This is a genomic window from Spirochaetales bacterium (assembly GCA_016930085.1).
Taxonomy (GTDB): Bacteria; Spirochaetota; Spirochaetia; order SZUA-6; family JAFGRV01; genus JAFGHO01.
The window spans coordinates 53,815-68,727 of record JAFGHO010000008.1 but is presented as its reverse complement, the minus strand read 5'-3'; the positions used below and the strand labels follow the sequence as shown (position 1 = coordinate 68,727).

General features: G+C 46.5%; 12 protein-coding genes. 5 read left to right on the top strand and 7 right to left on the bottom strand.

Features of this window, described 5'->3' with window-relative positions; translation table 11 throughout:
* Positions 1-226 precede the first annotated feature (226 nt).
* The 3 genes from JW881_00820 to xseB are packed head-to-tail and all read left to right on the top strand — an operon-like array spanning position 227 to position 3,092.
* Complete coding sequence (locus tag JW881_00820; GenBank protein ID MBN1696028.1) at positions 227-1,582, top strand: DUF1015 domain-containing protein; 1,356 nt, start codon at positions 227-229, stop codon at positions 1,580-1,582.
* A gap of 23 nt (positions 1,583-1,605) precedes the next feature.
* Complete coding sequence (xseA, locus tag JW881_00815; protein ID MBN1696027.1) at positions 1,606-2,847, top strand: exodeoxyribonuclease VII large subunit; 1,242 nt, start codon at positions 1,606-1,608, stop codon at positions 2,845-2,847.
* Positions 2,847-3,092 carry an exodeoxyribonuclease VII small subunit gene (gene xseB / locus JW881_00810; protein ID MBN1696026.1) on the top strand — a complete coding sequence of 82 codons (246 nt, stop codon included), beginning with the start codon at positions 2,847-2,849 and terminating at the stop codon, positions 3,090-3,092. Before xseA ends, xseB begins: the two co-directional genes overlap by 1 nt.
* A gap of 122 nt (positions 3,093-3,214) precedes the next feature.
* On the opposite strand, the gene JW881_00805 is transcribed toward xseB, so the two are convergent.
* Positions 3,215-4,309 carry a dockerin type I repeat-containing protein gene (locus JW881_00805; protein MBN1696025.1) on the bottom strand — a complete coding sequence of 365 codons (1,095 nt, stop codon included), beginning with the start codon at positions 4,307-4,309 and terminating at the stop codon, positions 3,215-3,217.
* 540 nt (positions 4,310-4,849) lie between these two features.
* Between JW881_00805 and JW881_00800 the strand changes: the two genes are divergently transcribed.
* Positions 4,850-5,512, top strand: coding sequence for a hypothetical protein (locus tag JW881_00800; GenBank protein MBN1696024.1), 663 nt, complete (start codon positions 4,850-4,852; stop codon positions 5,510-5,512).
* Between the two features lie 61 nt (positions 5,513-5,573).
* Here the strand turns inward: JW881_00800 and JW881_00795 are convergent, their stop codons facing one another.
* Positions 5,574-6,710, bottom strand: coding sequence for a hypothetical protein (locus tag JW881_00795; protein MBN1696023.1), 1,137 nt, complete (start codon positions 6,708-6,710; stop codon positions 5,574-5,576).
* Between the two features lie 201 nt (positions 6,711-6,911).
* Between JW881_00795 and JW881_00790 the strand changes: the two genes are divergently transcribed.
* Entirely contained in the window at positions 6,912-9,665 is a 2,754-nt protein-coding gene (locus tag JW881_00790) for a phospholipid carrier-dependent glycosyltransferase (protein MBN1696022.1), read from the top strand.
* Between the two features lie 5 nt (positions 9,666-9,670).
* On the opposite strand, the gene JW881_00785 is transcribed toward JW881_00790, so the two are convergent.
* The 5 genes from JW881_00785 to JW881_00765 all read right to left on the bottom strand — a co-directional run bounded on the left by JW881_00785 (position 9,671) and on the right by JW881_00765 (position 14,904).
* Positions 9,671-10,966: a hypothetical protein gene (locus JW881_00785; protein ID MBN1696021.1), complete on the bottom strand. Its 1,296-nt coding sequence runs from the start codon at positions 10,964-10,966 to the stop codon at positions 9,671-9,673.
* A 173-nt stretch (positions 10,967-11,139) separates the two neighbouring features.
* A complete protein-coding gene (locus JW881_00780) occupies positions 11,140-12,405 on the bottom strand; it encodes a glycosyl hydrolase 53 family protein (protein MBN1696020.1) in 1,266 nt (421 codons plus the stop codon).
* Between the two features lie 306 nt (positions 12,406-12,711).
* The gene (locus JW881_00775) at positions 12,712-13,143 is read right to left on the bottom strand and encodes a DUF192 domain-containing protein (GenBank protein MBN1696019.1); all 432 of its coding nucleotides are present in this window, start codon (positions 13,141-13,143) and stop codon (positions 12,712-12,714) included.
* The gene (locus JW881_00770) at positions 13,133-14,293 is read right to left on the bottom strand and encodes a class I SAM-dependent rRNA methyltransferase (protein ID MBN1696018.1); all 1,161 of its coding nucleotides are present in this window, start codon (positions 14,291-14,293) and stop codon (positions 13,133-13,135) included. Before JW881_00770 ends, JW881_00775 begins: the two co-directional genes overlap by 11 nt.
* A 53-nt stretch (positions 14,294-14,346) precedes the next feature.
* Positions 14,347-14,904: a hypothetical protein gene (locus JW881_00765; protein MBN1696017.1), complete on the bottom strand. Its 558-nt coding sequence runs from the start codon at positions 14,902-14,904 to the stop codon at positions 14,347-14,349.
* Between the last annotated feature and the right edge of the window lie 9 nt (positions 14,905-14,913).

Sequence of the window (14,913 nt, the reverse complement as noted above, 5' to 3'; positions counted from 1 at the left end):
AATCAGCGACCTTTTACAGAGAATCTCTTGACCCTTTATCATATGAAGTCTACAATAGACGCTCCTTGTAGAAGTATTCCATAACTGGATGAACGATACATCATAGTAATATCATTCATTGTATACCAGTATTTTTAAAGAGAGGCAACGGTTTAAAACGAAAGGCGGACCGGTCGGCGTCGTCAACCACCGCAAATATACCCACATATGGAGAGAAGGAACATTTATGGATAATAATATCAATGACGTGCGCCCGTTCTGCGCCTATCACTATAATCCCATGAAGATCGGAGACATCGGTGCGTGTCTCTCGCAACCATATGATGTTATTTCCCCTGCACAACAGGAGAAATACTACCGGCGGCATGAAAACAATATCATTCGCCTTATTCTTGGAAAATCGGAAACAGCAGACAATGCCCTGAGCAATCAATATACGCGGGCCCGCGATTATTTGAAAACGTGGTGCGATCAGAATATCCTGCATAAAACGGCAAGGGATTCCTTCTGGGTGTACGAACAGGAGTTTAGAATCAATGACGGCGGACCCAGGAAAGTAAAGGGATTTATCGGAAAAGTACGCCTTTACGATTATGAGGAGATGAGGATTCTTCCGCACGAAAAAGTACTTCGTGACGCCCTCCTGGACAGAATCAGACTCACTGAAACGACAAATACGCAATTCGAATATATCTGGGGTATGTATCAGGATAAAGGATTTGTGGTTGATAATATTCTGGATGAATGTTCAAAGGAATCCGGGATTATCGATTACATTGAACCCGATACATCGGTCCGGCACCGATTATGGCGCCTGGTCGATCCCGGTATGTGCGAACGAATACAAGCAACACTATCCGGGTGCAGGATATATATCGCAGACGGACATCACCGTTATCAGACGATGCTTCATATCCGGAATGAATTCCGGAGAAAATATCCCGATGCAGGACCGGATGCCCCATGGGAGTTCATCATGATGTTTCTGGTCAATACCTCCCATGAAGGACTCACTATTCTCCCCACTCACAGGGCGGTTCATCATCTTTCGATCGGTAACTGGGATACGGTCATGAGTGATGTGTCGCATCATTTTCACGTACGGGAATATCGATGGGAAAACCGGAATGAAAAAGAAGTGAGAAAAACTTGGCTTGACAGGATTAAAACGGAAAATGAGGAGGAACACCAGTTCGGATTGTATCTCGGGGGCCGGGAGTGCTACTATCTCCTCACACTCAAGGATTCGGAAGCATACGAGGAACTGGTCGACCTCGATCAGTCGTCCGCGTGGAAACGCCTTGACGTAAACATCGTCAATTACCTCCTGTTCAAGCAGCTACTCGGCATTTCCGAGGAACAGCTTGCCGCAAATACAAATGTCCGGTATATCGTCGATCCGAACGAAGCGGTCGAATCGGTTGCTGAGGGCCGCAATCAGGCGGCCGTTATACTCAATGCCACAAAACTGAGTGACGTCATCGCTATTTCCGATAACAAGGAAGTTATGCCCAGAAAATCGACTTTTTTTTACCCGAAGCCCGTATCCGGACTTGTAATGTATTCTATAGATCAACATTAAGTAGTAAGATAATGTAGACAATTATGGCGGATGACGCTTTTGCCAAAGGAACCGGAGAAACATTAAAAAAATGTTACCGGATTTCCGAAATTACACATCTTATACGCACGATGCTCGAGGGCGAGTTTCAGGATATTACCATCGAAGGTGAAATATCAAACTTCAGACCCTCGAGTACGGGCCATTATTACTTCAGCCTGAAAGACAATGAAGCCGTTATTTCAGTGGTCATGTTCAAATCGCGGCTTGCCTTCCTCTCGTTTACTCCGGCAGACGGAATGCTCGTACGGGCGATGGGAAGCATTTCCGTTTATCCGAAACGCGGCAATTACCAGTTGATTTGTGAAAGCATGATTCAGGCGGGTGCGGGCGCGATTCTCGCTATGCTTGAAAAGAGAAAACAGGCCCTTGCCGCCCAAGGATTGTTCGATTCGTCGAGGAAAAAACCCCTCCCCCTTTTCCCGTCAAAGGTCGCGGTAGTCTCTTCTCCGACAGGCGCAGCGTTGCGCGATATTCTCAGGGTTTTACGACGGCGCCATTCGGGTATCAACCTGGTGATCCTTCCTTCGCCGGTTCAGGGCGATGAAGCGGCTGCGTGTATTTCTGAACAAATCAGGATCGCGAACCTTCACAATCTTGCGGAAGTGTTGATTGTGGGACGCGGCGGCGGTTCTCTCGAGGATCTTCTGCCGTTTTATGAGGAGAATGTCGTACGGGCGATCGCAGCTTCCGATATCCCCGTGATTTCAGCCGTGGGTCATGAAACAGACATTACCCTCTCCGACCTTGCAGCGGATGTCCGCGCCCCGACACCATCCGCTGCCGCTGAAATGGTTTCGGCTTCGAGGGAGGATCTTTCAGTGCGGGTTGAAAAAGCGGCGGGGGCAATCCTTTCAAATATCAATCAGCGTCTTGAAAAAATCCACCTTTTGCTTCAACACTTTTTACCCGACAATCTCGAACGAACCTTCAGGATGTATATTCAACCGCTGCTTCTTCGTTTCGACGATGCAAAAGAATCATTGATCCTTTCTTTTGATTTCCATATCAGAGAAAAAAAACACAGACTGGACCTCGTGCATAACGCATTGATCGCCGGATCTCCCCTTTCAATCCTGAAACGTGGATACGCGGTCGTCACCCAAGTCAAAACGGGAAAGGCGCTTACCTCGCCCGAACCTGTAGCAAACGGAGAAAGGCTTCACATCCGATTATCGGAAGGGATTCTGGACGCCACAGCCGTGAAAGGAGAAAAAACAACATAATGAAAACATTCGAAGAACGATTGGTACGCCTTGAAAAAATCAATGAAGAAATCCAGAGTGGAGACATTCCCCTTGAAAAGGCGGTTGCCCTTTTTGAAGAAGGAATCGCACTGTCAAAAGGTCTTGAAAAAGAACTTGCAAAAATAGAAAGAAAAGTTGAAATCCTCATTAACAAACCCGACAAGCCCGATATCAAACCGGAACTCGAACTGTTTCCCGAGCTTGATGATAAAGAAAACGTATAAAATAACATACATGGCAACATATTACATGAGATTAACCCACTGTTTTCTTTTTTTTCAGGTAGTATTCCAAGTGATCTGTGTGGTTATTTACTCTGCCCCGTCGGATGACCGGTATCTGACGGTCATCTGTCCATCTTCTGCCGCAGACGCATTCTGCTTTGCAGACGTTTTCTGCTTTCCTCACGAAGCAATATCCGTTGCCAGATACGTTCGACAGCCAACTGCAATTCGGGTTCGAGTCGTTGCCGCCAGGAAAACAGGTAATGCTGTGCGCACGTTCCCATGACCAGGAGGTCCTGTTCGGCCATGGTCCTGATCACGGTATTGGGATTGAGAAGAAGTGTCGACTGGCAAATCGGTCTTATCCCCGCAATCAATTCATATTCTTCATCGACATACATAAGGGAACCGAGGACGTCAATGACCGCCCGTGCCGTGATATACCCTTCTCCGCCGCCGGATACCGTGCTCGTTCCCGTCACCTCCCATTCGACCGCGTCTCCTATCAGATGCGTAACGACGATATCGTCTTCCGAAATTAAAAACGAATAGTAACCGTCGTTTTTCATTTCCTGACTCAGTCCCAGCCAGGCTTTTATCATTTCGATTCGGTCTTCGGGTGTCGATAGTGTGATCTGGTTGTCGATAAAAAAGCTTTGGAGGTAAGATTCATCCCGAATGAGTATCACGGTTCGACCGGCATCGATGGCCACGATGCTGTTTTCTCCAAGCTGTTCGTCCGGAGGACCGTACGCCACGGGCCACTGATTGAGATAAACGCTGTAAAATACAAAACCGGGAAGAATATAGTCAACCGATTCATCTGAAATACGCTCCCGGCGGTAACCGGTCAGGTCGATACGATTTTCTTTTGCCCAGTTCTGAATCAACTCCTCATCCTCCGCCCCCTGTGGAACCGGTGTCGGGGTAAGACAGTCGGCAAATTCACCGATCAGTCCCACGTAATATCGAGCGATGAGAAGGGCATCGACGATATCGATCGCGCCATCACAATTGGCGTCCGCCGCTTGCGTATCGAAATTGGCGGGAATCAACCCGACATAGTATTGGGCGACACGAAGACTGTCTGTAATATCGATATTACCGTCCGAGTTTGTATCGCCGATAACGGTCTGTGAGGGTGCGAGGACGGCCGTACAGAATAAAAACAGAAACAATAACGTCGTTTTTTTTATCCATGGTGATGTTTTTTTCATTTTTTTTCCTTTTCGTATATAACATTTTTACCATAAGTCATGGTATTGCCGGATACCTCTGAATTCTTACCGACTTCCGGTATCCAGTATACACCGACGTATTATCGTTGTCAATTTTTTTCGTTTCACAATATATTGTTTTTACGATATCGTCGACGCGCTCCTTGTCGCACAATATTACGTCGGTACCTTTCCCTCCAATTTCAACCCGGCGGCGGTATGGATCACGCCCCTTCCCTGGTCATAGCTTCGGATGGAGCGCCCGTTTTAACCGGTTATTCGGAATCAACCGATATTTACGGCTGCCCCGGTCACGGAAGCACCGACGGCTCCCAAGTAAAACTGAAAGCCGAATAAGGGCGCAAGCTTCGGGGGGAAAAGAGGACGACATACGACTCGCTTTTTCCGGGTAAAGGGCGTGGAGAAAAATGCATTTTTTTTCTCTACGCCTCTTTTTTTCCTTGACTTTATTAAAAGCTTTTTTTATCATGGATTTAATTAAGTGTATAGTATACAATCCCTTGAAAAAAGCGGGTGGTTATGAAAAGCAAGTATTTAAATCAGATTAAAGCCTTTTTATTGGCTCATCAGATAGGAGAGGACCGTGGGGGATATTTAACCAAGCTGGAACAAATCTATACCATGCCCCTTTCGGAATGGAACGGTAAACTGCCTTCCGCAGCCAAATTCAAGCCGAATCTCAAACGCTGCAAGGTTGTCGAAGCAACGCCCAAAAAGCCGATTATTCCGTGGTGGTGGTATATGGAGCAGCACGAACCCGTTCCCTCTATTGTCGAAAATATCTATAAAAATATCGAGTTTGATTTTGTCCTGCTGTATCCCGACAAGAACGTCTGGATATATATAATCGTCGAACCCGATAAAAAAGAGCTCGAATTACTGAAAGACCAGAGAAATCTCCGCGCGTTTATCATGATCAGTCTTATAAATAAAAACCTTTCTCCGAAAGAGCGGACGTCTCAACGGCTCAGACTCGCGAAAGTGATGAATTCTACCGATATAAAAAAAATATTCACGTTTGTCGCGTTCTCACAGGATTATCCGTATTTTAAATCACTTTCAAAGCAGATCCCCACACTCAGCAGTATAGTCGGGGCATCCACAACGAACTGGAGAATCTATTATCCCGGCGAAAAACATATCTTTTCTAGCTTCAGGGATTTACTGGATACATTATTTTAATACGGATTTCTCTCTAATTCGGTAATAGAGGGGAGTAAAATGCACCTGCCGTCAGTGTGATTCAAGGATTTTCCTTTTCATAATAGCGCCCGTCGATATAGAATCCGGTACAAGAAACAGTATGTTCATTTTCCAGATGGGGGAAAATGGTGTGCATTTCCTTTCTTCCGTCAATGAACGAAAGGTACAGCAGGTTATCCAGTATCCGGTATGTGCCTGAGGCTGCCGTTTGTTCATCCCCAAGTAATCTGAATTCTTTTTCCGGTGAAAAACAGAAATCCGGATAACGGGAATCAATATCATTCGTATTACCTTCGATGTTCGCTTTCGTTGCGGCATATCGGTAATGACCGGAGAGTGAACTGTCGTTATCCAGCACACCATCAATGCGGATAAAAAGATCTCCGTCGATACTCACCTTCCGGTCATCGATTTTATGAAAATTATAGATAAAGCGCTCACCGTCAGGATAGGTAATTATCATTTTTTTTCCTCTCACCCTGTATTTCATCACCTTTTCCTTATTCCACTGATACCGGGCCTCGACATCCAGTTCGAGTATGCTCATTGGTTCGCTTCGATGACAATATCCCCTCGGATCGAAGATGAACCATTGTTGCTCGTATGTACCATCCCACAGTATTTCATGCGGTCCTTCGTACACCCCCTTCAGTTTCATTCCCGAACCGCTGTTTTTGAGTACCGGTATTTTTTCCCCTAGGGCAATGGTTTCCAATATCATAAAGGCAACCCCACTCATCTCGTCGATTCTATCGATAGTGCTGTCGGCATAAATTCCCATTGCGCATCGCCCGTCGGCAATACCGATAATATAGGTAATTCTGAGGGTTCCTTTCGAGGCTTTGCCCGCAAGCTGGTAACTGAATGCCTTGCCGCCGGCTATATCGATGTTTTCTCCGGCCCCGACTTTTCTCAGGGAAGGATCCTCTTTTTGTATCCGTTCGACAAAGATATCCGCCGTCTCTTTGGCCGTCATCGCGCGTTCAAACCGCGGAAGAAAAATCAGATTGACATTGCCCTGATCGATATCCGATTCACTGTATATGATGCTTATTCTGCTTTCCCCGCCGTTGTTTGTTTTTACCACACGCCATTGTGTTGTTTCAAACTCGGGCAGATGAAGAATCGCCGTTGAGGACGGAGACCGGTAAAATTGCCTGAAAAAAATATCGTCCATACTGTTTTCTTGATATCAGTATAATCGAGGGATACGATGATTACCAGAAAAAAAGTACGATATTGCCGTGCGGTCATTTTACCATTATTTCAAGGCACTTGAAGAACTGCCTGATTTCTATTAAAATGAATAACCGGAGAGGCAAAGCACATGTCGTTATAAATAACGATGTCGTTACAAAAAACGAATGGGAGACAGGTGATGATGAACGGATTCAAAACAGGTTTGTTGATGCTCTGTATATTGATCGGTTTACAGACAGGTCTTGGCGCGGATGGAAATCTTGTTGTCAACGGGGATTTTGAAGAAGTGGCATTCAATCTTCCCTCTTACTGGGACAAAAATGCATGGAAGATGGAAGATGAGTACACGAATTTCTACGTGACGCCCGAAAATCCAAAATCGGGAAAGTATGCGGCCGTCATCGAGAATTTAAAATCAAACGACGCCCGGTTGATCCAGAAGGTCATTGTAAAACCTGAAACCGTCTATACCCTCTCCTGTTTCGCGAAAGCGGTAAACCTTCCCGCAGACAGGGTAGGTGCGGGTATCTCCGTTATCGAATACGAACGGGGATTCTGGGACAATGGAACGACGATCCACGATACGATGGGAGATTGGGAATACCTTTCGTATACGGTTAAAACCGCTCCCAATCAGACGATTCTCAACGTTGCGATACGACTCGGCGGATACGCGGGTGATACGGTCGGAAAAGCCTTTTTCGACGATTTTCGGCTGGTGGAAGAAAGGAATATTTCGGGCCTGTATATCCATGACATCGGTGCAATACAGCAGCCAAAGCAGGCATCGAAAGCCGTATCGTCACCGGTGCTCGTGGTCCTTATCATTGCTGCCGCTATTATCCTGTGCCTGATCGGCGTATTTCTCATCTATCTTTGTATCTTCAAACCGAAACAAAAAAAAGAAAAGGACATCGCATCCGATTTTTCAGATAAAACAGACGATTCCGAGATATCGATTGAAACGGCACTCAGAAGTGAAGAAAAAGCGCGGATGACCTACAAGGATATTATTCTTGCCGGAAGCCTTACCGTCATTTATGCGATCATCGCATTTACCAATCTCGGGTATTGCAAGGCGCCGCAGACATACTGGCAGCCGTCGACACGGGGGGAGTTTGTCGTTGTCGACTTTGGGAGAACCAGAACCGTGAATCGCATCTATTATATGTCCGGGCTTCCCGGACAGCACGAACCGGATAAAAACAGATACGAAGTCGAATATTCCCACGACAACCGGACATGGACACACGCGGCAACGATCGATCCAAAGACCATTTACTGGTGGTATTACAAGGAAACGAGTTTCAACGCCCGGTATGTTAAAATCACAGTCGATGTGCCCGGTTCATGGCTTATGGAAGTCGTCTTTGTGGGTCCCGAAAGCAGGGATCCCATTCATATCGATAAAATTATCCCCGGATATCAGAGTCTTTTCAGCAAAGGGGATGTTAAAAATCTCTTTGACGAGCAGAACACCTATACCTACCGTCCTTCCATTATGTCCGGAATGTCGCCGGGGTTTGACGAACAATATCACGCCCGGACGGCGATGGAACACATTGTTTTCCGCGTTCCGTACGAAGACACGCATCCGCCCCTCGGAAAACTCCTCATGGCACTCGGAATTCTCATCTTCGGGATGACGCCGTTCGGGTGGCGTTTCATGGGAACCTTTTTCGGGGTGCTCATGGTACCGCTTATGTATGCATTCGGCAAACAGCTTTTTAAGAAAACCGAGTTCGCCTTTATCGCATCCTTTCTTATGGCATTCGACTTCATGCATTTTTCACAAACACGTATAGCGACCATCGACTCATACGGTGTCTTTTTCATCCTCCTCACCTTTTACTTTATTTATCGATATTACAAAATGAGTTTCTTCTCCTTCCCCTTTAAAAAGACACTTGTTCCCCTTCTTCTGGCCGGTATCGCCTGGGGACTGGGGATCGCGAGCAAATGGATCGCACTTTACATCGGGCCGGGAATATTTATCATTTTAGCAGCATCGCTTTTTAAACGAATAACGGAAAACAGGCGAATGAAAACCAGGTTGAAATCGAAATCCCTGAAAAAAGACAGGGACGAATGGAACAGAATCAGGCTGATCACCTCACGATTCGGCGGACATGTCATCGCCACTTTATGCTTCTGTATCCTGGTATTTCTCATACTCTCACCATTGATTTATGCACTCGCCTATACGCCCATTCTTTTTTCAAAGGACATTCCCGGACCGCAATGGATCATCGACAACAGCATCGATATGTATAATTATCATAATGCCATCAAAGATTCTCATTCCTATTCTTCCAAATGGTGGCAATGGCCGTTCATTACCAAACCGATGGCGTTTTACTTCGGAACAAACCTTCCGCCCGAGAAGGACCAGCGGCTTTTCTCTTTTGGTAATCCGGCCGTCTGGTGGATCGGAAGCATATCAGCCCTCGTGTTGCTGGGAATGATGATATCCGGAATCGTACGGAGAACAAGAACGACCGGCAAGAAAGCACCTAAAAATATAAAAACAGGAACCCTTCTTTATGAGTTTGCGAATAACAGGGAATACGGTGATGATGAACGCTTCATTATCCTCATCGCGCTTGCCTCGAACTATCTCCCGTGGATCATCGTTCCCCGGAGGCTTACCTTCATCTACCATTTTTTCGCGAGTGTCCCCTTTATCATATTCAGTACCGTATATCTGATCAGCCTTGCAAAAAAACGCCTGATCCCCTATATGCGGGAAACACTCGGGGAACGGGCAAAGGCCTTTATCATCGCGAACTACGCGGTCATTTACGGCTATCTTGTAATCGTCCTCTTTCTCTTTATCATGTTTTATCCGATTATCGCCGGAACGATCACGGACAGGGCATATATAAGAGATTGGCTGGATTGGGATTTGTTCCCTCAGTGGTATTTTCAGTGATTGTATCACTCACGATAGGTGATTTCGTAATGATAGATGAGGGCGAGTTCTTCTTTTTTAGAATCATCGAGCCGGTAACACCGTGTTTCAATATGATTGCCCTGTTCGTCATAGGAATATCTGTATTTTATTCTGGGAAGTTCCTTTGTCGCATCATGCACCTCTTCGATCGTGTTTCCCTCATCGTCATAGTATGTCCTGTGCCGGTAAAGGAGACTCCCATCCGGTTTGAAACGCGCCCATTCGATCAGATTCCCTTCGGCGTTATATGAGTTCACCAATGTGGAAACGGCAGTATTTTCATCACCGTATATGACGACCGACTCTTCCTTTGCGGCGGTACCGGTATGATAGCGGTATGTTTTTTTTGTTAACAGTGTTCCCGATTCCGAATATTCGACGATATCGGTCTCCGATCCCGCTTCATCATAGTGAAAAACCCTGCTGATTCCGTTTTCTTTGCTTTGAAGAAGTTTCCCGCCGGCATCATAGGTATAAATATCTTCTTTTGTCGTATATTGTTTGGTCACAAAATTCCAGGCATATTCACGGGAACGGGTAAGGTTTCCGTTCCCGTTATAGGTATACTCTTCCCTGAAGTTGAGGTTCCCCTCACCGTTATACTCTTCGACTTTTACCTGACGGCCGGCGGTATCATAATGAGTGATATTACGAAAATGAACGGCACCGTTCATTGCATACTCGGTTCGCTCTTCTTTTTTTTTGCAGCCGGTCGAAAAATAGGTCGTCTTGCCTTCCGTCAAAATAATCTCCCTGTCGTTTTCAGTCATCGTTTTTATAAATCCGGTAACATTCCCGTTACAGTCGTAATGCCGGCAGGAAGAATAGAAAAGCTTTCCGGTTCTGTCATCCTTTGTTTCCCTGGTCAATCGACCGGCTTCATTATAGTAATAACGGTGCCTGGCGAGGAGTGTTCCTGAAGCATCATAATATCGTTCTTCAGTTATATTACCCTCTTCATCGTATTCCTTGTAACCGCAAGAGACGAATGTGTTTTCCTCCTCATAACCTTTCATCTCGAGAATCATTCCCGCCCGATTGAAGCGGTATATTTCCCTGTTCAAAAGGACCTTTTCCTGTGTCCTTTTGCCGTCGTTAATCCCGTAACATTCCCTCATCCATTCTGCGACCTCCTCTTTCAATCCGAACTTTTCCGTATCCGTTTTCATCGAGGACTCCCCGCCGCCGCAAGCGGAAGCCTCTCGGGCGATTACCCTCGATTTATCGCATTGCCATGCCGTCAACAATATAAACAGGATTATCGGCAGTATTCTTTTCATGATGATTTTCATCTCCATCGGGCTCAAGGCCGATTTAATAACTCATATAACACAACCATATAAAAAAACGTGGTGCATTGTCATGATAAAAACACCACGTTTCTCTAAAAAACACTTTCTTTCTTTCGATGATCGCCTCAGGCCGGGAAAAGAAGAAGATGACAAATCCGCATCTATTGCCAGCCTTCTATTCCGCGAGTGGCCCGGGCATTATCATCGAATAATCCCCTGCAGCCCGCATCGTCATTACTCCATTGCGGGGCGTAAAGCCATGTTCCGGTTTGAGCCCAGCAGGCCCCCCAATAGGCCACACCCTTGCAGTTTGAATAATTCCGTGCCGTTGATAGAAAATCCCGCATATACTGGTATTGTCCGTCCTGATCCTGTGAATATCCGCTTGTCGAATGATTCGCTTCACTATGTTTCCAGTACATTGCCGTTTCACAGACCCACATGTCCCTGTCGCCGAAACTGCTTATTCTGCCGGCCATGGTACCGAGACCGCCATGCCACATGATGTAGTGGGATATTCCATAGACATCGACCTTCGCGCCGAGACTGCTGAACCATGAATAACTTCCCTCGGCACTTTGAACCATTACCGGCAACGATGAGACCGATTTCACCGCATCATATCCCTTGTCGACCAGTCTCCTTTTATTCGATCCTGTCGCTCCGCACATCATATTATCGATCTCGTTTCCCACTGCGACCATATCGAGATTGCCGACCCCGATCGCGTTGAGGGTCTCCCGGGTATAATCGTAGAGTTTCTGTTCCAACTGGCTGATGTCACCCGGCCAGCCCGCGGGACGCGCATTCTGTCCGGGATCGCACCACCAGTCCGAATAGAAAAAGACAAGAAGGACCTTGAATCCCTTGCTTTTTGCCGTCCGGACAACGTCCCTGACATAACTGGTGGTCTGGTAAAGCCCGTGGTCGCCCGGAGGACTGACCAGTACCCTGATCCTTATCCAATCAAAACCATGATTTTTCAATATATCAAGATAATGACCGGAAGTTCCGTTTCTATCTTTATAAACGACTCCCCTTTCGGTCGCAAAATTTCCTTCTGAAATATCGACTCCTCGGGCAAAACCTCCGGTGCCTGCATCCGGTGTCGGTGTTACCTGGGGCGGCTCGGTTGCCGGCGGATTCGTCTGGGAAGGCGGCGGCGTCTGCAATCCCACAGAAATCTGTGCAATGACGAGTGCATCGACGATATTGATCTGTCCGTCTGCATTTATATCAGCCCTGCTCTGGTCGAAGTTGGACGGATTGAGTCCGACGGTGTATTGGGCGACGAGAAGTGCGTCGACAATCGTAATGCTGTTGTCGTTATTGACATCGCCGGGTCCCTGGGCGCCGAGGTAGAAACAGGGCACCAGACATAATAAACACACACACATAATAGTTTTTATTGCATGATTCATGTTCATTTTATTTTTGTTCTCCTTTCAATCCAGACTTTTTTCTTTTACGCCATTATAGCATGACAAATCGGCTGCCGTAAATTAAAACTTTTTTAAAAAGGTAAACTATCTATACCGGAAAGAAAATTATTTATCCCTGACTTGATAAAAGCGGTCGAGGAGTCGAAAAATGTTTTTATTTGTCGTCATCAATCAGGTTTTCAATGCAGCACGATTTTTTCGAGCGTTATATTATACACAAAGCGGCATCGAACATAACAATTATACACAATCAGTCAGATAGAATCATTTATATCGCGGGCGATTAACCACTCAGGGAAAATCTTCGGGAAAAATGACATAATCTCCTATTTCGACACCGATCTCTTCAAATGTTCCCCGGTTGACTTCAAGGGCATACATGTAGGATAGCTGCGGTTTGACCGGTGTGGTCGAAAATGGAATCATGTGCTTGATATCCCTGATCTGGCCTTCATGCGAGAGAAAGGCGATCGAGAGGGGTATTGATGTGTTTTTCATCCAGAAAGCGCCGGTGACATATTGTTTATAAATGAAAAGCATCCCCTCCCGCTTTCCCAGTTTCTTTCGGAACATGAGTCCTACTTCCTGTGCCGCCTGGGTCCGGGCGCATTCCACGGTGAAGGGGATTTCCTTGATTCTGATCACGATAGTCTCTTTTTTTTCATCACACGATGTTATGCATAGAAAAAGAAGAATAACGATCGCAATGATTTTATTCCGCATACAACATAAGTCCTTTCAGATACTCGCCTTCAGGATGAAAGAGGGAAACGGGATGATCTTGTGAAGCGGCAAGTTCACCGATTATCCGCAGCTCTCTGCCCGTTCTCACCGCCGCCTCTCTGACTGTTTCCCTGAAAAGCGTTTTATTTATTGAAGAAGAACACGAAAAGGCGGCGATAATGCCGTCCGGATGACATTTTCTTATCGCCTTTTCTGCAAGACGGCGGTACCCCTTGAGTGCGCCTTCCACTTCCGCCTTTCTCCGTGCGAACGGCGGCGGGTCCAGGACGATGATATCGAATGATTCGCAGCCTTCGAGAAACTCGAAGGCATCTCCGCATATCCAGGTAAAAACCGATTCATCCATTTCCGGATTGAGGGACAACTGTTTATGCGAAAGTTCGACCGCGTGCGCGGAACTTTCAACGGAAACAATACGTAATGCACCGCCTTTGGCCGCCGCGAGCGCGAACGCTCCGGTATAGGAAAAGCAATTGAGTACCGTTTTCCCCTTGCAGTAACGTGAAAGTATGGACCGGTTATCACGCTGATCGAGATAAAAACCCGTTTTTTGTCCCTGTTTGATATCGACAAGAAATCCGATCCCGTTTTCTTCGATCCGCTCGATCCCGTCACCCTCCCCTTTGATATAGCCGTTTTGAAGGGTAAGGTTCTCTTTTCTCGCCGCAAACTCGTCCCGCCGCAGATAGACCGCTTTTTCGGGGAAGAGGGAGGAGAGGACGGCGGTAATCGTTTCAATTTCCTTTTCAATCCCGTAGACAAGCGGTTTTAAAACGATGGTGGTATGATAGACATCGATAATAAGACCCGGTATTCCGTCGCCTTCTGCATTGACAAGCCGGTATGAGTTTGAGTTGATGAAAAGCCGTTGCCGCAATGCCGCCGCATTGTGTATTCGTCGTTCAAGCCAGCCGCCGGAAGGCATGTCCCGGCCGAACGATATAATACGAACGGCGATATAGCTTTCCGCCGAATAGAATCCCCAGCAGCAGATCTCTCCCTCCTGATTGTATACCGGCACCATCTCACCGTTTTCGGGCGGATCGTCCTTTACGGCGATCGTCTGTCTGAAAAGCCATGGATGACGAAGAGAAAGCAGCGATTGTTTTTCCTTTTTAACCGTGATCATACAGAAGGGAACATATCACGGAAACGGCCGGCTGGTAAAGGGATAAAAATGGCTCAAAACTCTTCCAGAAACCTCTCACGCGATACGGACCTGAGGTCGTCTTCCATTTTTCCTTCGCTTTTCAGTTCTTCGAACACCTTGATATCGATATATTTGACGCTGAGGGGTTTCTCGAGCGACAGCCTGACATCACTGAAATGCCACACGACATGTGAAGGGTCGAGTAATGTCGATTCACCGTATTTGCCGGTCAGGGTCGTATAGAGGGTGTAGTAGTCGAGTTTTTCCGTATCAAGGACTATGATGATGATATAAAGCTTTTCATTGTTGAACTGGAAGTACGCCCGTTTGACAAACGAGTTTCCTCCGCATTCGATAAGCCGTTCTTCGGTAACGGGCAGGAAGGTGACATCGGGATCGCCCCGGTAATCGAAATACGGATCTTCAAAAAGAAGGGTTTTTACCTCATCAATATGCATGCCGAGGGTGATGCCCCTGAACCCTGAGGGGCCTGTCTTTGCCGCTGCGGTATCGATACCCGATTGCGGAAAAATATAGGCAGCGCAAAAAAAAATCACGGCGGGAAAAACAACCATCTTCGTTTTGCTCATACCATTTTC